Below are 25498 nucleotides of genomic sequence, written 5' to 3' on the forward strand. Positions count from 1 at the left end.
CGGGGATGACGCTAGCAATGCCCTGAGGTGTCATCGGTGTTATAGCGGGCAGCCGAATGTCCCGCTTGGACGGTCCGCCGGGGCACGCGCCGATACGCTTGAATATCCGCATGCGGCACAACGCGCGACAGCCCCCTTCGGTGGTGGAGCGCGTGCTCGACGTGCTGGGCGCGTTCACCGCCGAGCGGCCGGAACTCACGTTGTCGGAGCTGAGTCGCCGAGCTGGTCTGCCGCTGTCCACCACTCACCGGATCGCCGGGGAACTCGTCCGGCGGGGCGCACTCGCCCGTGACGAGGACGGGCGGTTCCGCGTCGGGCTGTGGCTGTGGGAGGTCGCTTCGCTCGCCCCGCACGACGCCGAACTGCGCGAAAGCGCCATGCCGTTCCTCGAGGACCTGTACGAAGCGACGCACCAGAACGTGCAGCTCGCGGTGCTCGACGTTCCGGAGGTCGTGTACGTCGAGCGCATCTCCGGCCGTGGCGCGGTCGGTGTCCGGTCCCGTCCCGGCGGGCGGCTTCCGGTGCACGCCACCGGCGTGGGCCTGGTGCTGCTCGCGTTCGCGCCCGCGGACGTCCAGGAGGAAGTGCTCGCGGCGCCGCTCAAGCGGTACACCGCGAACACGATCGCCTCCGCGGACCGGCTGCGTCGCGCGCTCGCCGACGTCCGGCGTGACGGCTACGCGATCAGCGACCGGCAGATCGACCTGGACGCGGTGTCCGTCGCCGCGCCCGTGTACGGGCAGGACGACGCGGTGGTGGCGTCGATCTCGGTGGTCGTCCCCGCCGAGGGCACCGATCCGCACACGCTCGTGCCCGCGGTGGTGGCCGCCGCGCGCGGGATCTCGCGAGTTCTCGGTGCGCCGAGGGCGCTGCGGATGTCGGGGGACGCTCGCCGCGAGACGTACTGAAGGCTTCCGCTCAGTGGAAGTCCCGCTGCGTCGAGCCCGTGCGCTGTCGCAAGCTGAGGGCGTTCCCGCGTGCCTCGACGGCTCCAGCCCGATGTGCTCAGATGGGTTCTGGTGCGGCTGAGCAGACGGGAGAAATGATGGGTTCGGAGCAGTCCACGGTCGTCGTGGCCGGGGCGGGGCAGAGCGGTTTCCAGGCCGCGGCTTCCTTGCGGGACAAGGGTTTTCCCGGTCGCGTGGTGCTCGTCGGCGACGAGTCCGGCGTGCCGTACCAGCGGCCGCCGCTGTCGAAGGCGTATCTGACGGGTGTCGCCGGGCCGGAGCAGTTGCGGCTGCGGCCAGAGGACTTCTTCGCGGAGAAGGACATCGAGCTGGTGTGCGGGCGTGTCACCGAAGTGGACCGCGCCGGCTCCCGCGTCGTTCTCGACGACGGAAGCTCGCTCGGCTACGACCATCTGGTGCTGGCCACCGGCGCGCGGAACCGCAGGCTGCCCGTGCCGGGCGCGGACCTCGCGGGCGTGCTGACGTTGCGTACGCGCGACGACGCCGACCGGCTGCGTGACGAACTCGAGCGGGCGGAGAACGTCGTCGTGATCGGCGGCGGGTTCATCGGTCTCGAATTCGCCGCGCACGCGGGGCGGCCGGTGACGATCGTCGAGGCGCAGGATCGCTTGCTCGCCAGGGTCGCGTCGCCCGAGATCTCCGCGTATTTCGCCGAACTGCACGAGAAATCCGGGCACACCGTGCTCCTGGGCGTCGGTGTCGCGGCGCTGCACGGCACGGACCGCGTCGAGTCGGTCGAGCTGACCGACGGCAGGCGGTTGCCTGCCGACCTCGCGGTGGTCGCCGTCGGCGTGCTGCCGGAGACGTCGCTCGCCGAAGCGGCCGGGCTCGAGGTGGCCAACGGGATCGTCGTTGACGCGCGGCTGCGCACCGGTGACGAGAAGATCTTCGCCATCGGCGACTGCGCGAACTTTCCTTGCGTGCAGGCGGGAACGGCGGCGACGCGGCTCGAATCCGTGCAGAACGCCGTCGACCAGGGGCGCTGCGTCGCGACGGTGATCGCGGGGGAGGAACTGCCCTACGACAGCCTGCCGTGGTTCTGGACGGACCAGTCGGGCGCGAAGCTCCAGATCGCGGGAATTCTCGCCGACGCCGACAAGACCGTGCTCACCGGCGACCGGGCGGCGGGGAAGTTCTCCATACTGTCCTTTCGCGACGGTGTGCTGATCGCTGTCGAATCGGTGAACCAGCCGCCGGTGCACATCGCCGCGCGTCGCTTGTTCACCGCTTTGCCTCGTCCGTCTTATGTGGATCTCGAAGCGAGCGGGTTCGATCTCAAGGCTCATGTGAAGTCGCTGTCCGCGGCTTGAGAAGTACCAGGAGGTAACGTCTTTGCGCACCCAGGTCGCCGTCATCGGTGCCGGCCCCGCCGGACTGCTGTTGTCCTATCTGCTCCATCTGGAGGGGATCGATGCCGTCGTGCTGGAGGCTCGCGATCGCGAGTACGTCCGGCAGCGTGTGCGTGCCGGGGTGTGCGAACAGCCGACCGTCGAGCTGCTCCGCGAAATCGGGCTCGGCGCTCGGCTGGACGTCGAAGGCTTGCCCCACGAGGGTTTCTCGCTACGCTTCGACCGCGCCGACCATCGGGTGGCGCTCACCGAGCTGACCGGGAAGGCGATCACCGTCTACGGGCAGCAGGAGATCGTCAAGGATCTCATCGACGCGCACGAGGAACGCGGGCTTCCCGTCGAATTCGAAGTGTCCGATGTGGAATTGTCCGGTGTGGACACCGAAAGTCCGGTGGTCCGTTACCGCGATGTGAACGGCGTCGCGCGCACGCTTGAATGTGACGTCGTCGCGGGCTGCGACGGGTTCCACGGCATCAGTCGTCCGTCCATTCCGGACGGTGTCATGACGACGTTCACCCGGGAATACCCCTTTGCCTGGTTGGGTGTTCTCGCGCGGACGCCGCCCTCGGACGAGGAACTGATCTACGCCCACCACGAGCGGGGTTTCGCGCTGCACAGCATGCGGTCGCCCGAGATCACCCGGCTGTACCTCCAGGTCGATCCGGCCGAGGACCTGGCCGAGTGGTCCGACGACCGGATCTGGTCCGAGCTGACGACCCGGCTCGACGTCGACAGCGACTTCGTGCTGCGGGAAGGTCCGATCCTGGACAAGGGCATCACCCCGATGCGGAGTTTCGTCGCCGAGCCGATGAGGCACGGGCGGCTGTTCCTCGCGGGCGACGCCGCGCACATCGTCCCGCCGACCGGGGCCAAGGGGATGAACCTCGCGGTCGCCGACGTGCGAGTGCTTTCCCGTGTGCTCAAGGCGTTGCTGAAGGGCGACCCGGAACTCGCCGAGTCCTATTCGGACACTTGCCTGCGGCGGGTGTGGCGCGCGGAGCACTTCTCCTGGTTCATGACGACCATGCTGCACACCGACCCGCATGCCGACGGCTTCGCACGGCGGCTGCAGCTCTCGCAGCTGCGGTACACCGCGTCCTCGCGTGCCGCGGCGACCAGTCTCGCCGAGAACTACGTCGGCCTGCCTTTCGCATGATCGTCAACCTGTAGTTGACGACCCCGGATCGTCAACCTACAGTTGACGGCATGACGTTACCCACTCCGATCAAACTCGACGACCTGATCAGCGCGATCAAGAGCAACAACGACAAGGACGTCCTCGCCCAGCTGTCCGACGCGGTCTACGTGGGCGAGCACCTCGGCGAAGTGGCCGACCACCTGATCGGCCACTTCGTCGACCAGGCCCGGCGGTCCGGTGCCTCGTGGACCGACATCGGCAAGAGCATGGGGGTCACGAAGCAGGCCGCGCAAAAGCGCTTCGTGCCGAAGGACGACACCGGCGGCGGCAAGATCCAGAACGTCTTCGGCCGCTACACCGACCGCGCGCGGCACGTGATCGTGGCCGCCGAAAAGGCCGCCAGCGACGCGTCGAACGGCAGCATCGAGACCGTGCACCTGGTGCTCGGCCTGCTCTCGGAACCCGCGGCGCTGGCGGCGAGCGCGATCCTGGCGCAGGGTGTCGAGCTCGAAGCCGTCCGCGAGGCGGCCGAAGCACGGCTGCCCGAACCGGTCGACCCGGTGCCGTTCAAGGTGCCCTTCGGCGCCGGGTCCAAGAAAGCACTCGAACTGACGCTGCGCGAGGGGCTGCGGCTCGGGCACAACTACATCGGTACCGAGCACATCCTGCTGGCCCTGCTCGAACAGGGCGAAGGCGTGGGCTTCGAGGTCCTCGACAGCCTCGGCGTCAAGAAGGACAAGGTCGAGGCGAAGATCCTCGAAGTCATCGCCGAAATCCTCGCCACCCGCGCGGAATGAGCCCGGCCCGCCATGCGCTGGGGCAGAGCCCGGGTCTGGTGGTGGGTGGTGCTGGTCGCGGCGGCCCTGGTGACGCTGCTCGCCTGAACACCGAGGGACGCCCTGGGTGCGTTCGATGCACCAAGGGCGTCCCTCGCTGCGCTGGATGCACCGAGGGCGTCCCTCGGATCTATCCACAACCGCCACTGTTGTCCACAGATCGGGAGCTGCCGGTGGCGCCGCCCCGGCTTCGAGACTCACGATTGCGTGATGAAACGCGGGTTGTGGGGAGTCGACCCCGAGCTTCTCGTCGACAACAGCAAACACGGCGTCATCAGAGCGGAAAGGTTGGTGGAACTGGGCGTTCCGCGATACACCGCATATCGGCGTTGCCGGCCCGATGGTCCATGGCAGCGCCTCCTTCCCGGAGTGCTCTCGCTGTACAAGACAACACCGAGCCGGGAACAAATGCTTGCCGCGGCGGAGCTCTACGCGGGGTCGGCAGCAGTGGTGACCGGCTCCGAGGCCTGTCGTGCTCACAGACTGCGCTCGATCCCCGGCAGCGGGCCCGTGCATGTGCTCACGCCACATGGCTGCAAGGTTCAGAGCAGCGGGTTCGTGCTCATCGAACGCACTCGTCGTATGCCACGGCCGATCAAGCGCGCGGGCATGCCTGTCGCGCCCGCCGCCCGTGCGGTTCTCGATACCGTACGGCGGATGTCCGACCTGCGTTCGGCTCGCGCATTGCTTTCGGAGTGCGTTCAACGGGGTTTTGCTTCGGTCTCGGCGCTTTCCTGTGAGCTCGAGGCGGGAAGCAGCCGGGGAAGCGCGATCCCACGGAGGATTATCGCGGAGTTGATGGCGGGCACGGAGTCGGTTGCGGAGATCGACGCCGAGCAGTTGTGGCAGCGGAGCGAACTGCCGGCTCCACTGTGGAATCACCGGCTGCTGGACAGGAATGGTGTGATCATCGCCAAGCCGGATGCCTGGTTCGATGAGGTGGGCTTGGCGTGGGAGATCGATTCATTCGCGTATCACCTAGATCCGGAGGGATACGCCAGGACTTTGGCTCGGAACGGTCGCTATGCCGCCGCGGGAGTCCTCGTGCTCCAGACTCTGCCGGCGCGGCTGCGCACGGATACCGATGCTGTGATCGCCGAACTCCGAGCGGCTTATCGTGCTGCCGCCGCTCGCCCACGTCCGAACGTCAGGGTGCTCGCCTGAACACCGAGGGACGCCCTAGGTGCGTTCGATGCACCAAGGGCGTCCCTCGCTGCGTTGAGTGCACCGAGGGCGTCCCTCGGATCAACTCACGAGCGCGCGGCTCACGCGGGGGATTCGGGGCGGCCCTCGGCGGCCCAAGCGGTGTGGAACGAGCCGTCCCGGTCCACCCGGCGGTAGGTGTGCGCGCCGAAGAAGTCCCGTTGTCCCTGGACCAGCGCGGCCGGGAGCCGGTCCGCGCGCAGGCCGTCGTAGTAGGCCAGCGCGGTCGAGAAGCCCGGGGTCGGGATGCCCAGCGACACCGCGGTCGAGATCACCGAACGCCAAGAGTCCTGAGCATCTTCGACGGCCTTCCGGAAACCACCGGAGGTCAGGAGCGTAGGCAACGTGGGTTCGGCGGCGTAGGCGGAGGTGATGTCGTTCAGGAACTTCGCCCGGATGATGCAGCCGCCACGCCAGATCGCCGCGACGCGGCCGAGGTCGATGTCCCAGCCGTATTCGGTCGCCCCGGCCTGGATCTGGTTGAAGCCCTGCGCGTACGCAACGACCTTCGACGCGTACAGCGCCTGCTCGACATCGTCCGCGAAACGGTCCAAAGCGGACCCCGACAGCGGAGCACGCGAAGGGCCGCCGAGTCCGCGAGCGGCCGCGCGCAAACCAGTCGAGCCCGACAGCGAGCGCGCGAACACCGCTTCGGCGATCCCCGAGATCGGGACGCCCAGGTCGAGTCCGATTTGGACGGTCCAGCGGCCGGTGCCCTTCTGCTCCGCGGCGTCCGCGACGACGTCGACGAACGGCTTGCCGGATGCGGCGTCGACGTGCGCCAGCACTTCGGCGGTGATCTCGATCAGGTAGGAGTCCAGCCGTCCGGTGTTCCAGGTCCGGAACACCGAGGCGATCTCGGCGGGGGAATAGCCGCCCGCGCCGCGCAGCAGGTCGAACGACTCGGCGATGAGCTGCATGTCGGCGTACTCGATGCCGTTGTGCACCATCTTCACGAAGTGCCCGGCGCCGTCGGCCCCGACGTGCGTGCAGCACGGCTCGCCGTCGACCTTCGCCGAGATGTCCTCGAACAGCGGTCCGAGCGATTCGTACGACTCCACCGACCCGCCGGGCATGATGCTCGGCCCGTGCAGCGCGCCTTCCTCGCCACCCGAGACGCCGGTGCCGACGAAGTGCAGGCCCCGCTCGCGCAGCGACGCCTCGCGGCGACGGGTGTCGGCGAAGTGTGCGTTGCCCGCGTCGACGATGACGTCGCCCGGTTCCAGCAGCGGCGCGAACTCCTCGATCACCGCGTCGGTCGGGGCGCCGGCCTTGACCATGATCACGACCTGGCGCGGTCGCTCCAGCGCGTCGACGAACTCCTGCGCGGAGTACGCCGGGATGAAGTCGCCCTCGTCGCCGAACTGGTCCACCAGCGCACGGGTCCGCTCCTCGGACCGGTTGTGCAGGGCGACCGTGTGCCCGTGCCGGGCGAGGTTCCGCGCCAGGTTCCGGCCCATGACCGCCAGCCCGGTGACCCCGATGCTCGCTTTCTTGCTCATTCGCACAGCCCTTTCGAGAACACTCGTCTCTCTCGATTCAGACACTAGTCCCGCTTGCCGTACTCAGGAGAAGCAGCGGATGGGCGCCCCGCCGTTGAAGGCGATCATGTCGGTGAGCGCGGCGGCCAGGTCGATCGGCGCGCCCCACGACTGTCCGTCCAGCTCGGCGTATGCGCGATGCAGGTTCCCGACCAGCCGTTCCTGCTCGGACATCGCGGCGAACTCGCCGAGGTCGGTGTCCTTCACCACCTCCAGCGGCGCGAGCCCGGCCGACTTGCCCCGCTCGGCGGTCTCCTGGACGAACCGGAGATACCGCGCGACGACCTCGACCTCCGCCAGTCCGCACACCGGGCCGTGCCCCGGGAGGATCACCCGCGGCTCCAGCTCGCGCAGGATGTCCAGCGCGGCCAGCCAGCCCGCGACCGAGCCCATCACCGCGAACGGGCTGCCGCCGTTGAACACCAGGTCCCCGCAGTAGAGGACCCGCTGCGCGGGCAGCCACACGAGCACGTCGTTGGTGGTGTGCGCCGCGTGCCCTGGGTGGATGAGCTGCATCTCGACGTCCCCGGCGTACACGGTCAGCCGATCGTCGAAGACCACGTCGGGCACGCGCAGCTCCAGATGCCCCCAGTCGCTGCCGGTGAAGATGCCCTCGTACGACTGGATGCCCGTGGCGAGCAGCTCCGCACGCGTCTTGCGGTGCCCGATGATCGTCGCCCCGGCCGCGAGGTAGTTACCGTTCGTGTGATCGCCGTGGTGATGGGTGTTGACCAGCGTGGCCGCCGGCCTGGACGTCGTGGCCTCGACGGCGGCGAGCAGCGCGCGGGTCCGCCGCTCGGTCGCGCAGGTGTCGATCAGCACGGTGTGGTCGCCACCGTCGACGAACCCGCAGTTGTTGATGTACCAGGACCCGTCCGGCTGGACGTAGCCGTAGACACCCTCGGCGAGCTGCTGGACGGACGCGGCGGAGGGGGAACGATCGCTCACGCGCCCACTATGCCGCAACGACCGTCCCGGCGGTTGTCCGATAGATCCCGATATGCGCTGGTCCAGGCGAGTGACACCGAGGGTGACTGGCGTTCCGGATCGTTTCCTGAGACGCTGCGCGGTGTCATCATCGAACTCCGCAAGGTGAAGCAGTAACCTGGGTGGTTCGAAGTTCGCGCAAGGGTGACGGCGATCGCCGCCACCCTGGTTCTACGTCCGGGAGAGCAAGGCGATGGCCAGCACCGTCACCTCGCGCCGGAAGCAGCTCGGCAACGAGCTCCGGCATGCCCGCAACGCGGCGCGGATGACGCAACAGCAGGTCGCCGAGGTTCTCGGCTGCACCCAGGGCAAGGTCAACAAGATCGAGTCCGGTGCGGTCGGGGTGAAGCTCGGAGATGTGCGGTCGATGCTGAACGCGTTCGGGATCAACGGCGAAGAGGCCGACACGCTGATGAACCTGGCCCGTGCCGCGGCCGGGCAGCGCGGGCACTGGTCCGGCTACCGCTCGGTGGTGCCGCACTGGTTCCGCACGTTCACCGATCTGGAGCCCGCGGCCGCGGAGATCCTGACCTGGCACGGCGAGCGGATTCCGGGGCCGTTGCAGTCCGAGCACTACATGCTCAAGCAGTTCACCGAGTTCGGTGCCACGGACGTGACGTCACTGGTGCGCAACCGGCTCGACCGCAAGGCGGTGTTCGAGCAGCAGCAGCCACCGTACTACCGGTTCATCATCAGCGAGGGCGCGCTGCGCCGAGCACCGGGCGGCCACGCGCCGGCGGTGATGCTGGACCAGGTCGAGTACCTGCTCGGCATGGAGCGGCACGCGCGGGTGTACATCCACGTCCTGCCCTTCGGCGCCAAGCTGGCGTCGGTGCCGAACGACTTCACGATCATGCGGTTCCCGGACCGCACGCGTGACTTCGTCTACATCGAGCATTCCGCCGGCGGTCTGTACCTGGACGACGTCAAGGACTTCAACATCTTCGTCGACGCCTGGGACAGGCTGCGCGGCGCCGCGCTGGAACGGCAGGAGACACGCCAGTTCCTCAAGGAGCTCGCCGAGGTCTACCGCAGGCAGATGCAGGCCTGACCGTCGGCAGAAGGTGAAAGCGCTTCTATACCAAGCAGGCCGGAAGTAAGCCGACCAGCGAAACAGGCGGACCTGTGCGACCGCTTACTTCCGGTCGGATTGGTATCTACCGGCACTGTAAGGTGACGTCCTTCGCTGTCTTCGCCTGCCGAAGGGAATCCCGGGCATGACGCAGATCCCCGAGCCGGACGCCCCCGAGGGTGTCGACCTCGAACGTCCCAACGCCGCCCGCATCTACGACTGGTTCCTCGGCGGCACCGCGAACTGGGCCATCGACCGCGAGTTCGCCGAGCGGGCCGTGCAGACGTTCCCGATGATCAAGACGGTGGCGCGGACGAACCGTGAGTTCCTCGGGCGGGGTGTGCGCTACCTGGCGCGCAACGGCATCGAGCAGTTCCTGGACCTGGGATCCGGCGTGCCGACGGTCGGCAACGTGCACCAGGTCGCGGCCTCGGTGAACCCGAACGCGCGCTGCGTGTACGTCGACATCGAGCCGGTCGCGGTCGCGCATTCGCAGATCCTGCTCGAACGCGAGGGCGTCGCCGGACGGCACGCGGTGCTGCAGGGCGACCTGCGGAACCCGTCCGACATCTGGCGTCGCGCGCTGGACACCGGCGCGCTGGACCCGCAGCGGCCGATCGGGCTGATCATGGTCGGCGTCCTCTACTTCCTCGGTCCCGACGAGCCGGCGCGGCAGATCGTGCAGCAATACCTTTCGATGCTGCCGTCCGGCTCCTACTTCCTGTCCTCCCACCTGACCGGCGACGGTGTGCCGACCGGGGACAGCGACAGCCGCGACCGGATCCGCGAGCAGTACAAGGAGTCCAGCACGCCGTTCCATCTGCGCAGCCGCGCGGAGTTCTCCGGGTTCTTCGAAGGTCTGGACCTCGTCGAGCCGGGTATCGCCTGGTTGCCGGAATGGCATTTGGACGAGGCCGAATCGAAGGCCACCAAGCGGCTCGCCCCCGACCCCGCCTTCTCCGGCTCGATCGGCGGTCTCGGCCGCAAGCCCTGAGCCGCGCGCCCTGAGCGCACAATCCGAGCCAGGACAGCAAGGAGCCCCGGGTCCGCAGGTACCCGGGGCTCCCTTGTGTGGTGGGGCGGTCAGACGTGGGAGCCGAGATGGCGTGGCAGCAGCTGGCTCAGGTCGATCTGTGTCTCGAGCGGACGTGTGGTGCGGATCGGATCGTGGCGCGGTGCGCGCGGCTCCGGGAGGTCCAGCTCGGTGCTCAGGGTCGGCTGCTTGCGCAGCGGTGCCTGGATCAGGCTGAAACCGAAACGATTGCGGAGTTCGTGGGCGATCGCTCGACGTCCGGTGTGCGTGTGTTCCTGCTCACGGCGGAACAGCGAAGTGAGCCGGACAGCCATTGGGATCACACCCCCAGTTCTGGTCGTGGGTACCGGTTCGGCCCGGTTCCCTGCAAGCCGAGGCAGCCTTCGCAGGGCATCCCCATGCCCGGCCGGACCCACTCGACATCGGCACGGGGAAGCGTTTCCCCGCAGCGTCCGGTGATCAACGCGCCGGTGTCCGCAACAGCGTCAGCAGGGAAAACATGCACTACGCGGCGGGATTCGCCCACGGTCCCCCGTGCGAGCCTGCCCACAACCAGCGCGCCCGGTGGCGCGCTGTCCTGGATGATCACGCTGATCCTCCCCCATGAGGTCGGCGGTGGTTGGGTCGCGGTCCGCGAGCTTGTCGCTCATTGCCATCGAGCTACGAGTTGCTGGCAACTTACGAACAACCGTTGCCCCGGCCGCTGCGATTAATCCTACAACTGGAATAATCTTCATGTCGAGGTCAAGACGAGTTGATCACCCGCTTGGCCGCGCGGACTAGTCCATAGAGCTGAAGAAAGACCCGGGGACGTGCGGCTTTGATCGAAGTGACGACCGCGCCCCCACCGAAGCCCGGAGGTACGACCCATGGCGGATTATCCGTCGGTAGCGGATTACGATCCGAACACGGCCGTGTCCCTGTTTGACGAGTCCGCTTGGGAGAAGTCGTTCGTCAGCGAACCCAACGGCGGGAACTGCGTCGAGGTCAACCTGGGTAGAGAAGGCCTGGTCGGGGTGCGGGACACCAAGCTCGAGGGCAGCCCCGTCTTCGTGTTCGACGCGGGGGAGTGGGAGGCCTTCGTCGTCGCGGTGAAGGCCGGGCAGTTCGACCTGCCCGCCGCCTAGTTTCACCCCGCCGCGTCCTGGTCTACACCAATCGGGTGATGTTGCTCACTTCTGCCCGAATTCGCTCGGTGAATTGCCCTGGAAACCCGTGAAGGCCGTCTCGGAAGTTCGAGACGGCCTTCACGAACACTCACGGTTACGCGATGGCGGGCAATCCACCCCCGCGGAGCCGGGCGCGGGTACGGCGCCAGGCGATGACGACCAGCGCCGCGAGTACGAGCAGCGGAATGGTGCTGATCGCCCAGCTGACGCCCATCGGCGGGCCGGGCTGTTCGAGGACGTGCACGGCGGGCAGTTCGCCGGTGCCCGTCCCGGCGGGCCCGGTGATCGTGAACTTGAACTTCCAGTCGCCCTGCGCCTGCAGCGAGCGGATGTCCAGGCCCCACACGTCGAGCTTGCGCGGATGCCGGGCCATCGGCTGCGGCCGGTTGTACCTGCCGTATTCCGGGTTGAACAGCGACAGCGTCCCGGACTTGTCGGCGATGCCGCCGTCCGGGATGAAGGTGAAGTCCAGCGACTGCATCGCGCGCAGCGGCCACGTGCTGAACCCGACCGTCATCCCGTACGGCCCGGCTTGCACGCGCTCGGTGTGCACGATGTTCACCGGCTCGTAGGCGTTGGCGGGTGCCGCAGACAGGAACAGCAGACCGGCCACGGCGCACAACGCCAGCAATGTCCTACGCATGCGCGTCCTCCCCCTTCCGCGCGGGCGCCAGCAACCGCAGCATCCCGCCGAACCGCCACCCGGCGAACCCGCCGAGCAGCCCCAGCACGCCACCCGCGACGCCGGTCGCCAGCACGACCACGGTCTCCGGGTGGTACTTCGAGTAGATCCAGGCGGTCTGGACCACCAGCGTCGCCCCGATCAGCAGCCCGCCGACGCCGCCCGCGATGACCGAAACCCGGCCGGCGTGCCAGCCGCGTTTCGTGCCGAGCAGGAACAGCACCTCGAGCACGGCCGCGATCGGCAGCAGGAGCATCGGCATGAGCGACGGCATCTCCGGTACGCCGCTCACGTAGTCCCGCACCGGAAGGCCGACCATGTCCGCGTACGCGCGGGCCGCCCACGGCGAGAACCACCAGAACACCCCCTGCAGCACCACGAGCCCGGCCGCGGTGGCGACCGCGGCGCCGGGACGGCGCAGGAAACCCGCCGCGGTCGTGACGAACAGGACCGACAGCAACGCGGTGGCGGCGCGGGTGACCTCGACCGGGTCGAGGTCGACCTGCTGCAGCCCGAGCACGGTCACCGCGCTGAAGGCCAGCAGCACCGACAGCGAACCGAGCGTCCCGACGACACCCCAGCGGTGTTCGTGGGCCGAGGCGAACACCATCGTGGTGCCGATGATCGAGATCGTGATCGACAGCAGCAGCCCGATGTGCGGCGGCGAGTCGATGACCGCGTCGAAGCCGTACAGCCCGTGCCACCACTGGTCCCACAGCCCGTACAGCAGGAACGACGCCGCACCCGCACCGGAGACGAGGTAGCCGAGCGGCGCGGCGAACGTCCGGCCGAACACGTTGATCGCGCGGCCGCCGATCCGCGGGTCGACCGGTCGCCCTGCCCGTCGCGCCGCGGTCGTCATCAGGACGACGGCGAGGCTCGCCAGCCCGACGATCGCGCTGCCCGCGTACAGGAACAGGTGCGGCAGCGTGAAGAACGTGTCGGGCCCTACGTCGCTGTGCCACTGGATGTCCCAGGTGAGCCCGACCAGCGAGACCACCGAACCCCCGAGCACCGTGCTCGCCGGCGCGAGCCCGGTGCGTGCCCGTTTTGCCGTCGTGACCACGCGGGCCCCCGACGCGGTGAGATCCATCCCCCGACCTCCTTCTTTGTTTATTTGACGAGCAAGGGAAAGACGACATTCGCGGACCCGGCGGGCCCGCGCAGCGACACGGTGAGCTCCCATTGGCCGGCCATCGGCAGGCCGACGTTGGCGCGGTAACGGCCCGGCCCGTCGGAGCCGGCGGCCACCGGGGTGAGCGCGTGCCCCATCTGCGGCATCACCGGCTCGACGGTCACGGTGTCCGCGGCCGGTCCGGTGACTTCGAGCGCGAAGTCGTTCCCGCCGATCCGCGGCTGCTCGCCGGTGATCCGCACTGTGTACGGACCCGATGTCGTCTCCGCGGACACCGGCGTGGACGAACTCCCGCTCCAGAACAGCCACGCGAGCACGCCCGCGACGATCAGCGCGACGACCACGATCAGCACGACCGGCCGTCGGCGGGCAGGCGCCGCCGGGGTGGCGGTCGCGTCGGTGCCGGTCACCGTCGGCCTCCTTCCGTACCCGGCGCCGCGGCCGGGACGTCGATCGTGACGGGCACGGTGAGCACCGAGAACCCGCGTTCGGCCTGCAGCCACAGCCGGTACCGGCCGGGCGCGGCGAAGGTGTAGGTGAACGGGACGTCCGGGCCGTAGGCGGCGACGGTCTCGTCCGGTTTCCCGGTCATCCCGGCCACGAACGGCGGCATCGCGTGCACATGGGCCCAGGTCGGCGCGGTCGCGGCGGCCGCGCCGATCCGGTCGGGGCCCGGCAGCGGGCCGACGACGATGAGGTGGCCGAGCATGCCCAGCCACGGCTGGAGGTCGGCGGTGCCGAACCTCGCGGTGATCGTGACCGGTACGCCCGGCGCGACCGCGGTCGTGGTGATCTCGACCGGCGTCCCGTCGACGACGCGCTTGCCCGGGCCGTCCGGAACCTTTGCGGGGTCGGAACTTTCGCCGGCATCGACGTCCACAGTGGACCGGACGAGCTGGACGCCGCCGCCCCGCCGGGCGAGTTCCGCGGAAACGGCGTAGGTGCCCGGTTCCGGTGGCACGAAGCGGACCCGGTAGTCGCCGGGCGCGACGCGGACCGGGTGCAGATGCCACAGTCGCCCGGACGGTGAGATCACGACGAGGTGGACGAGCGCGTCGTCGTGCACGAGCAGGTCGTCGGCCGGGCGGCCGGTCGATCCGTCGGTGAACGCGAGCCGCAGTTCTGCAGGGTGTCCCGATTTCGCGTCGTCGGCGTGCACGGCGAAGTTCACCGGCGGCCTTGAGTAATCCACTATGGACAGTTGGGCGTTGGCGTACGGATCGGTGACGTTGTCGAGCGTCGGGTCGAGCTGTGTGCCGGGCGAGGGTGGGGGTGGCGTGCCCGACGAGAGCAGTGCTCCGGTCACCGCGACGGCCAGCGCGGCGACCATTCCGCCCGCCGGGACGAGCGCGTAGCCGGTGCGTCGTGACCGGATCGCCACGACCAGTGCGAGCACGAGGAACACCCCGGCGGCGACGAAGCCGCCGTATGCCGCCTTTTCCCACGGCGGGACGACCCTGGCCGCGACGATGAACGGGATCGTCGCGGCCGGGCCGGTGCCGTCGCCGATCGCGAGTTCCCACGGCCCGGGCTGTTCGACGCGCAGCTGGCCGCCGTACACACCGGGCGTCGCACCGAGCTGGATGTCGGTTTCCGAGCGCACCGCACCGGCCGCCGACGCCCGCAGGCGCAGCGATCCCGGGGCGCTGCCCGCGTGCGTGACGACGTCGACGTGCAGCGGTCCCGGCGTGATGTCGACACGGCGGATGATGACGGTCAGGTCGCGGGTGCCCAGCGTCTGCGCCACCTGGACGTCGTTCCCGACGGGTGCGCCGTCGGCGTACGCGACGCCGCCGCCGAGCGCGAACCCCAGTGCGCACAGCAAGAACAGCAGCGCCGTGCGCCGCCGGTGTGGTTTCGTCCCCATTGTCGGCTCAGTCAACCGGTCCGTGCCGGGGAAAGCGTCACGGAGCTGGGGGAATTCCCATCCCCAGTGCGGGGGACCCCGCCCCTGACCGAGGGTGGGGATACGCCTTAGCCCATCAGGAATCCGCGCAGCTGTGCCACGACTTCTTCGGGTTGCTCCTCGGGAAGGAAGTGCCCGCACTCCGGGATCGCCGAGCCGGTGGCAGCCGGTGCGTACTCGCGCCAGATGTCGAGCACCGGCAGCTTCCCGGTGAGTCCGTTGGCACCCCACAGCGCGAGCAAGGGCATGTCGAGCCGGTTGCCCGCGTCGAAATCGGTGTCGTCGTCGGTGGCGTCGGCGGGGAAGGACGCGCGGTAGTCGTCGAAGCCCGCCCGCAACGCGCCGGGCGCGGAGAACGCGCGGACGTATTCCTCGACGTCCTCGGGACGCAGGCCCTGCCGCTGGTAGGTCCAGCGCTCGAAGAAGTAGCCCAGGTAGGCCGCGATGTTCTGCCCGGCGAGGAGTTCCGGAAGGTCGGGCTGGAGGTGGAACAGCCAGTGCCAGTAACCCGCGCCGAGTTCGCTGTCGAGCCGTCGCCACATCTCGCGGGTCGGGATGATGTCCAGCACCGCGAGCCGCTCGACCTGGTCCGGCCGGTCCAGCGCCCAGCGGTGGGCGACGCGTCCGCCCCGGTCGTGGCCGGCGACGGCGACCCGGTCGAAGCCCAGGTGCGTTGCCAAAGCCGCGACGTCGGCCGCCATCGTGCGCTTGTCGTAGCCGTCGCGCGGTTTGTCGGTGCGCCCGTAGCCCCGGAGGTCCGGCGCGATGACGGTGTGTGTCTCGGCGAGCGGGCCGATGACCCGGTGCCAGCAGTGCGAGGTCTGCGGCCAGCCGTGCAGCAGGAACAGCGGCGGCCCTTCGCCCGCGCGCAGGTAGTGCGTCCGGAGTCCGTTGACCGGCGCCATGGCCGAGGTCGCTTCTAACCTGTTCATGGGGTTAGAGGGTAGAGAAGTTCCTAACCTGCGACAAGGGTTAGGATGAGACCATGCGCGGTCCGGACACCGAATGGGTCTTCGACGGCGGCAGGCCCTGCCTCGACCTGGTCAACACCCTCCGCTCGCGGCACCTCGGCGGCGTCGAGCTGTTGACGGGCCAGGACGCGCTCGCCGAATGGCTGGAACTCGCGGGCTTCACTGTCGGCGCGACCTCGGTGACCAGCGGGCATCTCATCGCCGCGCGGGCGCTGCGGGAAGCGGTCGACAAGCTGCTGCTGGCGGTGGCCGAGGGCGAGGCGCCGCGCCCCGCCGATGTCCAGCTGATCAACGAGGCCGCCGCCGCGGCGCCACCGTTGCCGCCGCGCCTGCGGGTCGAAGACGGCGGCGTGCGCCGGGAAGTCCCGCCGCCGCCTGATCCGGTCGCGTCCGCGTTCGCGGTGCTGGCCGTCGACGCGATCGAGCTGGCGGCGGGGGAGGCCGCCGTGCGGATCTGCGCCGCCGACGACTGCGGCCTGCGGTTCTGTGACGCCTCGCCACGCCGGACCCGGCAATGGTGTTCGATGGCTCGCTGCGGCAACCGCGCAAAAGCGCGGGCGCACTACGCGCGAACGAAGAACCGGTAAGCGCGTGGATGGGCGCGCAGCCAGACGTTGAGCCACCCGACCGCGCGCATAGGCGCCGAACGCAGCGAAACCGGTACCAGCGCGCCGATAACCCTTACGGCGGCGGCAAAACGCTCGAAGCGCCGTTGATCTTTTTCTGTCCACTGCAGACCGAGACGTGCGCGGAACCCTGGCGGCAGGGTGGCGCGGATGAGGAACAGCTGCGCGTGCCGCAAGGGGATCCACCACGAATCGGGTAGCCAGCGCACCGGTTTCCGCACCGTGCGAATGGTTTCCAGTAGCGTGTCGATCGCCCCGTTGCGCTCGAACCCGGCGACCATCTCGTCGTAGTAGTGCTCGAACGCCGCCCAGTCTGGCGGGATGTCCTGTTCCCGGACCCCGAGAATCCGGCCGACGTCGCACATCTGCGCGTAATATTCGTCCAATTCGGACGGTGACAGCGGACTGCCGAAAAATCGTTGTGCGTCAACGGGTGCCTTGACGAGCGTGGCGTGCACCCAGGCGTAGGCGTGCGGGTTCAGCGCGCTGTAGCGGCGGTCCTCGTCGATCCCGGTGAACGTCCGGTGCAGCTCTCGCAAGCGGTCCGCTTCGAACCGTGCGCCTTGTTCGCCGCCGTAGACGTAGATCGACAGCGACGCGACGGTGCGCATCAGCCGTGTCCACGGATCCTCGGTGTAGTTCGAGTGGTCCCGCACGCCCGCCGCGACCACCGGATGCGCGACCTGGAGCAGCAGTACCTGTTCCGCCAGCAGCCCGTCGCGGAAGTCGCCGAAGTACCGCCACGCCGCCGTGCCCTTGCGGATCGGGACCGCCATTTCAGTCCTGGGCTCCGCGTAGCAGCATCATCAACGGTTCGGCCGCGGGCACCGCGCTCGCACCGGTCGCGAGACGGCGCAACTGCAATCCGGCGATCAGGGCGACGACGGGACCCGCCAGGCGCTCGGCGTCGGGAACGTGCAGTGCGCGCAGGATCGTCACGGCGAGTTCGTCGTACGCCGCGAAGCACCGCTCCGACGCCTCGCGCAGATCAGGGTCACGTGCCGCTTGCAACCACAGCTCGTGGGGGGCCAGTTCCTGAGTGCCGAACGGCAGCTCCGCGATGACGTGCTCGACGACGATCGCTGCCTGCTCGACGCTCAGCCCTGCCTCGCGGTAGCCCTCGACGAGGCCGGCCAGCTTCGCCGTCTCCTCCTCGGCGAACAGCAGCATCGCCTCGCGCAGGAGTTCGGTCTGGCTGGGGAAGTGATAGGTGAGCGTGCCGAGCGAGACACCGGCGGCGGCGACGATCCGGCGGTTGGTGAGGCCGCCGACGCCGCGTTCGCCGACCACCGTGAGCGTGGCGCGCAGGATGGCTTCCCGGGTGCTCACCAAGCCGTCGCGGGCTGCCGGTCGGGCCACCGTTCGACCTCTTCCAGTTGCGCGGCAAGGGAAATCAGCCGCTCTTCGGCATGCGACGGGCCGAGCAGCTGGGCGCCGATGGGCAGCCCGTCTCCCGTGAGCCCGGCCGGGACGTTGATCCCCGGCCAGCCCAGGATATTCCACGGCCACGCGTACGGGCAGGCCGCGGTGATCGCCTGATCGGTCTGCCAGCTGGTGAGCCCGTCGAAACTGCCGATCGCCGGTGGCGGGGTCGCGGTCGTCGGGGTCAGCAGGACGTCGACGCTGCCGAACACCGAGCCGATCTTCCGGTGCAGCAACGGTTCCGCGCCGCGCGCGAGACGCAGCGCCAGCCCGCCGAGCAGGGTGCCCTGGCGTGCGTTGCCCCGGGTGCGCGGGTCGAGCAGGGCGCGGTCGGGGACACGAGTGGTCCAGTCGCGCACCCCGGCGAGCGAGCGCGGCAGGAAGCTCAGCCCGATCAGCCGGTAGTCCGGCTCGATCTCGACGATCTCGTGGCCCAGGCCCGCCAGTGCCTCGGCGAGCCGCCGTGTCGCCGCGTTCACCACCGGGTCGAGCCGAGTTTTCGTTGCGGTGAAAGGAATCCGGGTGGACAGTCCAATGCGGAGGGTGCCCGGCGCTCGGCGTGCCGCGGACTGGAACTTCTCCCGCGTCCCCGCCGCGACGTCGAGCAGGAGTGCGGCGTCGGCGACTGTCCTGGCCAGCGGGCCGAGCACGGTGAGGCCGTGGAACAGTTCGCCGTCGGTGGGGATGCGGCCGCGCTGGGGCTTGATCCCGACCAGCCCGGTCCACGCCGCGGGGATCCGGATCGACCCCGCGCCGTCCGAGCCCAGCGCGGCGGGGACGACACCGGCGGCGACCGCGGCCGCCGAGCCGCCGGACGAACCGCCCGGCGTGTGCCCGGTGTGCCATGGGTTGCGGGTGGCGCCGAACGCCGGGCCCTCGGTGAACGGCCATTGACCCAGCTCGGGCGTGTTCGTCTTGCCGATGATCACCGCACCCGCGTTCCGGAGCTGGGTGACGGCGGGGGAGTCCGCGGTGGCGGCCGGGAACTCGCCGGGGCAGCCGAACGCCGTCGGCAGGCCGGTGATGTCGATGTCGTCCTTGATCGCGATCGGCACGCCGAGCAGCGGGGCGCGCTCGCCGTCGGCGAGCTTGCGGTCTGCCTCGGCGGCTTCGCGCAGGGCGTCGTCTTCGCGAAGGTGGCGGAACGCGTTGAGGACGGGCTGGCTCGCCTTCGCGCGCTCGAGCGCCGCTGCGGTGAGTTCGACGGAGGTGACCGCGCCCTCGGCGAGGCGGTGCGCCTGATCGGCGAGCCCGGCGAACGTGAGGCCGGTCTGCGGGGGTTGCGGTCATGACTGCTCCCGTCTCGTTCGTTCGAACGAACAATACCACCGTTCACGCGCTGTTCGCCCGCTCGTGACCCGGGACGGGGCCGCACCGAGGGACGCCCCAGGTGCGTTGAACGCACCGAGGGACGCCCTTGTCGCGCTGGATGCACCGAGGGCGTCCCTCGATGCCTCGGCAGGCCGACGGCTACGGTCACGTTCGGAGCAGGTTGGACACCGAGACCGCGGAGGCACGATGACGTACGACCTGGACGGCTTCCCCAGCGCGGCGCTCGACGCCGTACCCCGCGTCGATCTCGGTGGCCTGCCCACCCCGCTGCTGCCCGCACCGCGCCTCGGCGAAGCGCTCGGCCTGCCGAACCTGCTGCTCAAACGGGACGACGTGCATCCGCTGGGCGTCGGGGGCAACAAGCTCCGCAAGCTGGAGTTCCACCTCGGCGCCGCGCTCGCCGCGGGCGCGGACACGGTCGTCACCTTCGGCGCGTTGCAGACCAACCACGGTCGTCAGACCGCCGCGGCCTGCGCGAAGCTCGGGCTGCGCTGCGAACTGGTCCTCACGGCAAAGGTCCCGCGCTCGGGCGAGGCCTACGAGCGTTCCGGGAACCTCTCGCTCGATCGGCTCTTCGGCGCCCGGGTCCACGTCTGCGCAGACGGCGAGGAGACCGGCCGCGTCTACGACCGGCTGATCGCCGAAGCCGCCGCCGAAGGCCGCAAGGTCGCGACGGTCCCGGTCGGCGGTTCCGACGGTCTCGGGACTCTCGGCTACGTCGCGGCGACGCGCGAGCTGGCCGTCCAGCTCGCCGATCTCGGGATCGAACGGGCCCGCGTCGTCGCACCGCATGCAAGCGGCGCCACGTCGGCCGGGATCACGCTGGGCAGCGCGCTGCTGGGCGGTCTCGATGTCGATGTCGCCTGCGTCAGCCATCCGCTCGACGAAGCCACCGAGAACCTGGCGCAGCTGGTCGCCGAGGCTGCCGCGCTGCTGGACGTCGCCCCGCCCGCGCTCGACCACGTGCGGATGAGCGACAGCACGATCGGCCCCGGCTACGGCGTCCCGACCGACGAGACCTGGGCGGCCCTACGGCTTTTCGGCCGGACCGAGGGCGTCGTGCTGGACCCGGTCTACACCGGCAAGGTGGGCGCCGCGCTCGTCGAATGGGCTGCGCAGGGCCGCTTCGCTCCGGCCGACCACGTCGTGTTCGTGCACACCGGCGGGCTGCCCGGCCTGTACGGCTACGCGCCCGAATTCGCCGCCGCGGTCGAGACCGGTTACCTCGGCGATGCGGGCGACGCGCAGTAGGCCGCACAGCAGGAAGACGTCGGCGACGAGCAGCAGCTTCTGCGTGATCCCGATCGGCAGGCTGTTGGCCAGTACGTGGAAGACCCCGTGGTAGGCCTCGTCCAGGCGCACCAGGACGAAGCTGAGCCCGAACAGGCCGAACGCGGCGGCGGTCAGCCGCAGCCGCCGGACGACCAGTGCGCGCTCCGGACGTCCGCGCAGTGTGTCCAGCATCGAGAAGGCCGCGCCCGGCAGGCTGAGGAACGCGATCAGGCACGAGTACAGGTGGATCTCGCCGCTGACCGGGTCCGGGGCCGCCGGATAGCTCGCCGGGAAGGCCGCAGCCGTGGCCAGGCCCAGCGCCCAGAGCACCAGCAGCAGCCGCGCCGTCCGGGACAGCTGGACCCCGGCACCGTGCAGCGCGCCGAGCACCGCCAGCGATCCGATGGTCATCGACAGCATGCTCGCCGCGAGCATGCCGGTGCCGCGGTCGGTGAAGGCGTAGCTGGACAGTGTGTCGTAGACCGGATCGTGCGAGCTGATCACGTGCAGCACCGTGATCGTGAACAGGCTCCAGCCGATCCCCGCGATCGCGACGAGGCGCCACGGTCTCGACCGTGGCGCCTCTCCCCGCTCCTCCTGAATCCCCATGTATCCAGGTTCGTCGCCCGCGACGCGTTCGTGATCAGGGAAGACCCTGAATTCCCCCGGAAGCCTGATATCAGGCGGTGAAGTCCACCACAACGAGCGCCTGGTCGTCGTGCCGTTTCGCGCGGGGCCAGCGTGTGCCGTCCGGGTCCTGCTTCTCGGCGGTGCGGACGGCGTCGAGTACCGCGTCCGGACCGTTCGCGCGGGCGAGACCCAGCGCTTCGGGCCAGTCGAACAGGTGGTATTCGTCGACCCCGATCGCGACCCCGTCACTGGCCAGCAGCGCGACGTCCACCGCCGACCTCGGCCAGGTTCGCCGCACCGCTTTCGCGGCCGCGCCGGGATCCGCTTCGGCGACCCAGAACCCGTCGTCGGCGTTGCGCCTGCGCCGGACGTCCGCGCCGGTCTGGAGCTTGCCGCCGTCCCGCAGTGCGACGAGCCGGTCGTCCGACACGACGTCCAGCTTGGTGCTGCCGAAGCGCCCGAAGGCGACTATCGGGCTGTCCGCGAGTACCAGCGCCTCGACCTCGTCGGGCTGCCAGCGCAGCATCGCGACGGTGCTCGATGGCGCGTTCCCGGGTCGCAGCCCGTGCTCCGCGGCGACGTCGGCGATCGACGCGGCGAGCACGTCGGCCAGGTCCGCGTCCGGTTCGGCGTGCAGGCCGGCGGCGAGCCGGTCGGCGAGCAGCCCGGCGTACCAGCCGCCGGGGGGCAGGTCAGGGTGCGGTGAAGTGGCGCCGTCGAGCAGGAGGACCGCGTTGTCCAGCACCACGACGTGGTCCTCGGTGGGGCGGTCTGCGCCGTCGGTGCCGACCCCGGCCCGTTCGGCGATCGCGATGTCGGGCATCCCGCGACTGTAGTACGGCGTCAACTGAGGTTGACATCCTCGGCGATGTCAACGTAAGTTGACAGCATGACTGAGGCAACGGACCTGGCCGCGCGAGCGGGCGATCGCGATCCCCGGGTGGGGCTGCGCGCCGTCGCCGCGCTCCGGCGGCTGCTGGAGCAACTGGAGGCCGTGCAGGTGCGCAGCGCGCGAGTGCACGGGTGGTCGTGGCAGGAGATCGCCGCCGAGCTGGGGGTCAGCAGGCAGGCGGTCCACAAGAAGTACGGGAGGCACTGATGTTCGAACGGTTCACCCCCGACGTCCGGTTCGCGCTCGTCGACGCGCAGCGGCTCGCCACCGAGATGGGCTCACGGGAGATCGAGCCGCTGCATCTGCTGGCAGAACTCGTCCGCAGCGCCGACAGTGACGCGTCCCGCCTGCTCACGCGGCTGGGCGTCTCGCGGGACGACATCGCGGGGGAGCTGGAGCGGTTCCGTCGCCGCGGCGGGATCACCGACACCGACGCCGAGGCGCTGACGGAGCTGGGCATCGACGTCGAGCAGATCGTCGAGCGGGTCGAGCAGACCCACGGTCCCGGCGCGCTCGCGGGACCGGGGCAGGGCCGCCGGGGCAAGCGCACGCTGCCGTTCGCCCCGACGACGAAGAGACTGATCGAGGGCTGCCTGCGGCAGGCGATCGAGATCGGGGACAAGACCCTCGGGCAGGACCACCTCCTGCTCGCGCTGGCGGCACAGCAGGGGGTCGCCGCCGACCTGCTCGCCCGGCACGGCGCCGACTATCCGACGCTGCGCCGGGCGATGCGGGAACGCAAGGCCGGCTAATGTGCGCCGTCTGGGCACCGTCGGTCCGGTTCCTCCTCTGGCAGGTCTTCCGTGCCGGGAGCTTCGGGACCGCGCCAGGTCACCAGCGGCAGGAGGGCCTGGGCGAGCGGGCCGATGGCCAGCGCGTAGAACACCGTCCCCACGCCGACCGACCCGCCGAGCAGCCAGCCCGCGGCGAGCACGGTCACCTCGATCCCGGTGCGCACCAGCCGGACGGACCAGCCGGTGCGCGCCGCGAGGCCGGTCATCAGCCCGTCGCGCGGGCCGGGGCCGAGGCGGGTGCCGACGTAGACCGCCGTCGCGACGCCGTTGAGCACCACCCCGCCGACCAGCAGCGTGATCTGCCAGGCGAGGACGTGCTGGTCCGGTAGTACGGCACGGACCAGGTCGACGACGATCGAGATGACCACGATGTTGGCGACCGTCCCGATGCCGGGCCGCTGCCGGATCGGGATCCACAGCAGGAGCACGGCGACGGCGATGATCGCGGTGAGCGTGCCGAAACTCAGGCCGGTCAGTTTGTTGAGGCCGTCGCTGAGGACGTCCCACGGGGCGAGGCCGAGGTGTGCCCTGGTCATCATCGCCATGCTCGTGCCGTACAGGGCGAGGCCCGCGAGCAGCTGTGCACTGCGCCGCACGGGGGCATGGGTGATCCGGACAGGGCGGAGATCGAGTTGTGCCACGCCTCCACTATCAGGGGCAAGTGGTCTTGAATACCATGGCCAATTCGTCATAATTGGCCTTATGCAACCCCAGATCCCACCAGGTGGACGGATATCGGGCCCTCGATTGGCTGGTTTGCTGGGTTCCTGGCGGCAAGGTGGCTCGCGGCACGGAGCCGCCGACCTCGCGGCAGCCATCGAACTGCACGTCCTGGACGGCCAGCTCCCGCTCGGCACCCGGCTGCCCGCCGAGCGGGAGCTGGCCGAGGCACTGGGGATCAGCCGGACGCTGATCGGCGCCGCGCTCGACCGGCTGCGGGAGAGTGGGATCGTGGCCAGCCGCCGGGGTGCCGGATCGTGGGTCGCGGCACCACGGCGGGGCAGCGGGCCGCTGGTGCCCTCCGGCGACGACCTGATCTGTCTCGCGCGCGCGGCGCCGTCGGCGCTTCCCGGCATGGCCGGGGTGCTCGACACCGCCCGCCGGGCACTTACCGAGCACCTCGGCGAGCACGGCTACTACGAGCGCGGGCTGCTGGCGTTGCGGGAACGCATCGCGCAGCGCTATACCGACCGCGGGCTGCCCACCTCGGCGTCGCAGGTGATGGTGACCAACGGCGCCCATCACGCGTTCGTGCTGGTCCTGCGCATGCTGGCCGGACCGGGGGACCGGGTGCTGGTCGAGCAGCCGACCTACCCGAACGCGCTGGAGGCCATCCGGTCCGCGCATGCCGTCCCGGTGCCGGTCGCGCTCGACCCGGCGGGCGCGCGAGGCTGGGACATCGCCGGGATCGAGGCCGCGGTGCGCCAGGCGGCACCCCGGCTGGGCTACCTCGTGGTCGACTTCCACAACCCGACCGGACTGCGGCTCGACGCGGAAGGCAGGGAGCGGCTGGGCGCGCTCCTGGCCAGGACCAGGACGCCGGTGGTCGTCGACGAATCCCTGGTCGAACTGGACTACGAGGGGGACCCGGTGGACGGGCCGCCACCGCTGGCCGCGTCGGCGGGGGACCTGGCGATCACCGTCGGTTCGGCCTCGAAGTCGCATTGGGGCGGCTTGCGGATGGGGTGGATCCGGGCGTCGGAGGACATGCTGGGCAGGCTGGTTTCGTCGCGGTTCGCCGTGGATCTCGGCTCGCCGGTGTTCGAACAGGTCGTGCTCGCGGAATTGCTCGCCGAGGCGGGCTTCGGGATGCTGGCGCAGCGCCGCGAGGAGTTTCGTGCCCGCAGGGACGGGCTGGCCGAGGCGTTGAGCTGGTACTGCCCGGATTGGACGTGGACGCTGCCGCCGGGTGGCCTGTCGCTGTGGTGCCGGCTGCCGGAGCCGATGAGTACCCGGCTCGCGGTGGCGGCGGCCGGGCACGGGGTGCAGATCGCGCCCGGTTCGCGGTTCGGTGCCCACGGTGGGCTGGAACGCTGGCTGCGCCTGCCCTTCGCCCAGTCACCGGATCGGCTCTACGAAGCCGTTCGGCGGCTCAGCGCCGCAGCGTCCGCGGTTCGCGGCACGCCCGCCCCCACCGCCACCGAAATCCCGATCGCCTGAAACGACGACAACCGGTGCGCTGGATGGGGTCCGGTCCGGCCGCTCCAGGGATGGGCGGCGGTCGATGGGCATCCAGCGCACCGGCTGTTCGTGCCCGCCCCGGCGTCAGCCGGTGCGGGCACCGCGGCGGCTTCCCGGCACAGCCCCTCGACGTGCCGGGAAGCGCCCGCGGTGCGGGTGGCTCCGGGCCTTGACGGTTTCCCGTTCGGCGCGGTGAACGAGAACCCCCGGAGCACACCCGGTGTGGGTCCCGGGGGCGGGGGGGGGCCGCGGGGCCGGGGCCCCGGCCCCCAACCGCCCGGGGCGGGGGGGCGGGGGGGGAGGGGGGGGGTCGGGGAACCCAGGGGTGGGCGCGGGGAAACACCACACCGAGAGAAATA

Annotated in this window: 25 protein-coding genes and 2 pseudogenes; 13 read left to right on the plus strand and 14 right to left on the minus strand. The window is 70.0% G+C overall.

The genetic code is table 11. The features are described 5' to 3' along the window. The first annotated feature begins 110 nt into the window (after positions 1-110). From ACFW0G_RS34780 to ACFW0G_RS34800, 5 genes are all read left to right on the plus strand, one after another. Complete coding sequence (locus tag ACFW0G_RS34780; protein ID WP_378329719.1) at positions 111-908, plus strand: IclR family transcriptional regulator; 798 nt, start codon at positions 111-113, stop codon at positions 906-908. Positions 909-1045: 137 nt separating this feature from the next. After that, on the plus strand, positions 1046-2278 hold the full coding sequence (locus ACFW0G_RS34785; RefSeq protein ID WP_378329720.1) for an NAD(P)/FAD-dependent oxidoreductase: 1233 nt from the start codon (positions 1046-1048) through the stop codon (positions 2276-2278). Between the two features lie 22 nt (positions 2279-2300). Then, a complete protein-coding gene (locus ACFW0G_RS34790) occupies positions 2301-3473 on the plus strand; it encodes a 4-hydroxybenzoate 3-monooxygenase (protein ID WP_378329721.1) in 1173 nt (390 codons plus the stop codon). A 50-nt stretch (positions 3474-3523) separates the two neighbouring features. Further along, positions 3524-4252, plus strand: a complete 729-nt coding sequence (locus ACFW0G_RS34795; RefSeq protein ID WP_378329722.1) for a Clp protease N-terminal domain-containing protein — start codon at positions 3524-3526, stop codon at positions 4250-4252. Positions 4253-4501: 249 nt separating this feature from the next. Further along, on the plus strand, positions 4502-5455 hold the full coding sequence (locus ACFW0G_RS34800) for a hypothetical protein (RefSeq protein ID WP_378329723.1): 954 nt from the start codon (positions 4502-4504) through the stop codon (positions 5453-5455). Between the two features lie 101 nt (positions 5456-5556). On the opposite strand, the gene gndA is transcribed toward ACFW0G_RS34800, so the two are convergent. Beyond that, on the minus strand, positions 5557-6996 hold the full coding sequence (gene gndA / locus ACFW0G_RS34805; protein ID WP_378329724.1) for an NADP-dependent phosphogluconate dehydrogenase: 1440 nt from the start codon (positions 6994-6996) through the stop codon (positions 5557-5559). Between the two features lie 63 nt (positions 6997-7059). Then, a complete protein-coding gene (locus ACFW0G_RS34810) occupies positions 7060-7983 on the minus strand; it encodes an MBL fold metallo-hydrolase (RefSeq protein ID WP_378329725.1) in 924 nt (307 codons plus the stop codon). Between the two features lie 232 nt (positions 7984-8215). On the opposite strand from ACFW0G_RS34810, the gene ACFW0G_RS34815 reads away from it, so the two are divergent. Beyond that, on the plus strand, positions 8216-9073 hold the full coding sequence (locus tag ACFW0G_RS34815; RefSeq protein WP_378329726.1) for a helix-turn-helix domain-containing protein: 858 nt from the start codon (positions 8216-8218) through the stop codon (positions 9071-9073). Positions 9074-9239: 166 nt separating this feature from the next. After that, entirely contained in the window at positions 9240-10088 is an 849-nt protein-coding gene (locus ACFW0G_RS34820; protein WP_378329727.1) for an SAM-dependent methyltransferase, read from the plus strand. An 89-nt stretch (positions 10089-10177) separates the two neighbouring features. Here the strand turns inward: ACFW0G_RS34820 and ACFW0G_RS34825 are convergent, their stop codons facing one another. After that, positions 10178-10441 carry a hypothetical protein gene (locus tag ACFW0G_RS34825; protein WP_378329728.1) on the minus strand — a complete coding sequence of 88 codons (264 nt, stop codon included), beginning with the start codon at positions 10439-10441 and terminating at the stop codon, positions 10178-10180. Between the two features lie 555 nt (positions 10442-10996). Between ACFW0G_RS34825 and ACFW0G_RS34830 the strand changes: the two genes are divergently transcribed. After that, entirely contained in the window at positions 10997-11254 is a 258-nt protein-coding gene (locus ACFW0G_RS34830) for a DUF397 domain-containing protein (RefSeq protein ID WP_378329729.1), read from the plus strand. A gap of 136 nt (positions 11255-11390) precedes the next feature. Here ACFW0G_RS34830 and ACFW0G_RS34835 read toward each other — a convergent pair whose 3' ends face one another. The 5 genes from ACFW0G_RS34835 to ACFW0G_RS34855 all read right to left on the minus strand — a co-directional run bounded on the left by ACFW0G_RS34835 (position 11391) and on the right by ACFW0G_RS34855 (position 15951). Next, entirely contained in the window at positions 11391-11939 is a 549-nt protein-coding gene (locus tag ACFW0G_RS34835; protein ID WP_378329730.1) for a hypothetical protein, read from the minus strand. Continuing rightward, complete coding sequence (locus tag ACFW0G_RS34840) at positions 11932-13071, minus strand: hypothetical protein (RefSeq protein ID WP_378329731.1); 1140 nt, start codon at positions 13069-13071, stop codon at positions 11932-11934. The genes ACFW0G_RS34835 and ACFW0G_RS34840 overlap by 8 nt, the downstream gene beginning before the upstream one ends. Before the next feature lie 20 nt (positions 13072-13091). Next, positions 13092-13523: a FixH family protein gene (locus ACFW0G_RS34845; protein ID WP_378329732.1), complete on the minus strand. Its 432-nt coding sequence runs from the start codon at positions 13521-13523 to the stop codon at positions 13092-13094. Beyond that, entirely contained in the window at positions 13520-14980 is a 1461-nt protein-coding gene (locus ACFW0G_RS34850; RefSeq protein WP_378329733.1) for a hypothetical protein, read from the minus strand. Before ACFW0G_RS34850 ends, ACFW0G_RS34845 begins: the two co-directional genes overlap by 4 nt. Positions 14981-15087: 107 nt before the next feature. Beyond that, entirely contained in the window at positions 15088-15951 is an 864-nt protein-coding gene (locus ACFW0G_RS34855) for an alpha/beta fold hydrolase (protein ID WP_378329734.1), read from the minus strand. 53 nt (positions 15952-16004) lie between these two features. On the opposite strand from ACFW0G_RS34855, the gene ACFW0G_RS34860 reads away from it, so the two are divergent. Further along, complete coding sequence (locus tag ACFW0G_RS34860; protein WP_378329735.1) at positions 16005-16577, plus strand: CGNR zinc finger domain-containing protein; 573 nt, start codon at positions 16005-16007, stop codon at positions 16575-16577. Here the strand turns inward: ACFW0G_RS34860 and ACFW0G_RS34865 are convergent. The 3 genes and pseudogenes from ACFW0G_RS34865 to ACFW0G_RS34875 all read right to left on the minus strand — a co-directional run. Beyond that, positions 16553-17392 carry an oxygenase MpaB family protein gene (locus ACFW0G_RS34865; RefSeq protein ID WP_378329736.1) on the minus strand — a complete coding sequence of 280 codons (840 nt, stop codon included), beginning with the start codon at positions 17390-17392 and terminating at the stop codon, positions 16553-16555. The two genes, ACFW0G_RS34860 and ACFW0G_RS34865, sit on opposite strands and share 25 nt — an antisense overlap. A 1-nt stretch (position 17393) precedes the next feature. Then, on the minus strand, positions 17394-17975 hold the full coding sequence (locus tag ACFW0G_RS34870; protein WP_378329737.1) for a TetR/AcrR family transcriptional regulator: 582 nt from the start codon (positions 17973-17975) through the stop codon (positions 17394-17396). Continuing rightward, positions 17942-19303 (minus strand): annotated as a pseudogene (locus ACFW0G_RS34875) (amidase); the annotation flags it as partial. The gene ACFW0G_RS34870 and the pseudogene ACFW0G_RS34875, both read right to left, overlap by 34 nt. Before the next feature lie 253 nt (positions 19304-19556). Here ACFW0G_RS34875 and ACFW0G_RS34880 point away from each other — a divergent pair. Further along, complete coding sequence (locus ACFW0G_RS34880; protein ID WP_378329738.1) at positions 19557-20621, plus strand: D-cysteine desulfhydrase family protein; 1065 nt, start codon at positions 19557-19559, stop codon at positions 20619-20621. 24 nt (positions 20622-20645) lie between these two features. Here the strand turns inward: ACFW0G_RS34880 and ACFW0G_RS34885 are convergent. Together ACFW0G_RS34885 and ACFW0G_RS34890 are read right to left on the minus strand one after the other, a co-directional pair. Then, positions 20646-21251 (minus strand): annotated as a pseudogene (locus ACFW0G_RS34885) (DUF998 domain-containing protein); the annotation flags it as partial. A 70-nt stretch (positions 21252-21321) separates the two neighbouring features. Next, positions 21322-22095 carry a hypothetical protein gene (locus ACFW0G_RS34890; RefSeq protein WP_378329739.1) on the minus strand — a complete coding sequence of 258 codons (774 nt, stop codon included), beginning with the start codon at positions 22093-22095 and terminating at the stop codon, positions 21322-21324. 66 nt (positions 22096-22161) lie between these two features. On the opposite strand from ACFW0G_RS34890, the gene ACFW0G_RS34895 reads away from it, so the two are divergent. Both ACFW0G_RS34895 and ACFW0G_RS34900 read left to right on the plus strand, forming a co-directional pair. Further along, complete coding sequence (locus tag ACFW0G_RS34895) at positions 22162-22371, plus strand: sigma factor-like helix-turn-helix DNA-binding protein (protein WP_004559389.1); 210 nt, start codon at positions 22162-22164, stop codon at positions 22369-22371. Next, positions 22371-22916: a Clp protease N-terminal domain-containing protein gene (locus tag ACFW0G_RS34900; protein WP_378329740.1), complete on the plus strand. Its 546-nt coding sequence runs from the start codon at positions 22371-22373 to the stop codon at positions 22914-22916. Before ACFW0G_RS34895 ends, ACFW0G_RS34900 begins: the two co-directional genes overlap by 1 nt. On the opposite strand, the gene ACFW0G_RS34905 is transcribed toward ACFW0G_RS34900, so the two are convergent. Then, complete coding sequence (locus tag ACFW0G_RS34905) at positions 22913-23599, minus strand: YitT family protein (RefSeq protein ID WP_378329741.1); 687 nt, start codon at positions 23597-23599, stop codon at positions 22913-22915. The two genes, ACFW0G_RS34900 and ACFW0G_RS34905, sit on opposite strands and share 4 nt — an antisense overlap. A 61-nt stretch (positions 23600-23660) precedes the next feature. Here ACFW0G_RS34905 and ACFW0G_RS34910 point away from each other — a divergent pair, with 61 nt between their 5' ends. After that, positions 23661-25118: a PLP-dependent aminotransferase family protein gene (locus tag ACFW0G_RS34910; protein WP_378329742.1), complete on the plus strand. Its 1458-nt coding sequence runs from the start codon at positions 23661-23663 to the stop codon at positions 25116-25118. The last annotated feature ends 380 nt before the right edge of the window (positions 25119-25498 follow it).

Origin of the sequence: Amycolatopsis sp. NPDC058986, assembly GCF_042741125.1 — a bacterium.
GTDB lineage: Bacteria > Actinomycetota > Actinomycetes > Mycobacteriales > Pseudonocardiaceae > Amycolatopsis.

Excerpts from the sequence above, each read along its gene's own strand:
- ACFW0G_RS34780 (WP_378329719.1), top strand. The coding sequence starts at position 111 with ATGCGGCACAACGCGCGACAGCCCCCTTCGGTGGTGGAGCGCGTGCTC.
- ACFW0G_RS34785 (WP_378329720.1), top strand. The coding sequence starts at position 1,046 with ATGGGTTCGGAGCAGTCCACGGTCGTCGTGGCCGGGGCGGGGCAGAGC.
- ACFW0G_RS34795 (WP_378329722.1), top strand. The coding sequence starts at position 3,524 with ATGACGTTACCCACTCCGATCAAACTCGACGACCTGATCAGCGCGATC.
- ACFW0G_RS34800 (WP_378329723.1), top strand. The coding sequence starts at position 4,502 with ATGAAACGCGGGTTGTGGGGAGTCGACCCCGAGCTTCTCGTCGACAAC.
- gndA (WP_378329724.1), bottom strand. The coding sequence starts at position 6,996 with ATGAGCAAGAAAGCGAGCATCGGGGTCACCGGGCTGGCGGTCATGGGC.
- ACFW0G_RS34815 (WP_378329726.1), top strand. The coding sequence starts at position 8,216 with ATGGCCAGCACCGTCACCTCGCGCCGGAAGCAGCTCGGCAACGAGCTC.
- ACFW0G_RS34820 (WP_378329727.1), top strand. The coding sequence starts at position 9,240 with ATGACGCAGATCCCCGAGCCGGACGCCCCCGAGGGTGTCGACCTCGAA.
- ACFW0G_RS34825 (WP_378329728.1), bottom strand. The coding sequence starts at position 10,441 with ATGGCTGTCCGGCTCACTTCGCTGTTCCGCCGTGAGCAGGAACACACG.
- ACFW0G_RS34830 (WP_378329729.1), top strand. The coding sequence starts at position 10,997 with ATGGCGGATTATCCGTCGGTAGCGGATTACGATCCGAACACGGCCGTG.
- ACFW0G_RS34835 (WP_378329730.1), bottom strand. The coding sequence starts at position 11,939 with ATGCGTAGGACATTGCTGGCGTTGTGCGCCGTGGCCGGTCTGCTGTTC.
- ACFW0G_RS34840 (WP_378329731.1), bottom strand. The coding sequence starts at position 13,071 with ATGGATCTCACCGCGTCGGGGGCCCGCGTGGTCACGACGGCAAAACGG.
- ACFW0G_RS34850 (WP_378329733.1), bottom strand. The coding sequence starts at position 14,980 with ATGGGGACGAAACCACACCGGCGGCGCACGGCGCTGCTGTTCTTGCTG.
- ACFW0G_RS34855 (WP_378329734.1), bottom strand. The coding sequence starts at position 15,951 with ATGAACAGGTTAGAAGCGACCTCGGCCATGGCGCCGGTCAACGGACTC.
- ACFW0G_RS34860 (WP_378329735.1), top strand. The coding sequence starts at position 16,005 with ATGCGCGGTCCGGACACCGAATGGGTCTTCGACGGCGGCAGGCCCTGC.
- ACFW0G_RS34865 (WP_378329736.1), bottom strand. The coding sequence starts at position 17,392 with ATGGCGGTCCCGATCCGCAAGGGCACGGCGGCGTGGCGGTACTTCGGC.
- ACFW0G_RS34880 (WP_378329738.1), top strand. The coding sequence starts at position 19,557 with ATGACGTACGACCTGGACGGCTTCCCCAGCGCGGCGCTCGACGCCGTA.
- ACFW0G_RS34890 (WP_378329739.1), bottom strand. The coding sequence starts at position 22,095 with ATGCCCGACATCGCGATCGCCGAACGGGCCGGGGTCGGCACCGACGGC.
- ACFW0G_RS34895 (WP_004559389.1), top strand. The coding sequence starts at position 22,162 with ATGACTGAGGCAACGGACCTGGCCGCGCGAGCGGGCGATCGCGATCCC.
- ACFW0G_RS34900 (WP_378329740.1), top strand. The coding sequence starts at position 22,371 with ATGTTCGAACGGTTCACCCCCGACGTCCGGTTCGCGCTCGTCGACGCG.
- ACFW0G_RS34910 (WP_378329742.1), top strand. The coding sequence starts at position 23,661 with ATGCAACCCCAGATCCCACCAGGTGGACGGATATCGGGCCCTCGATTG.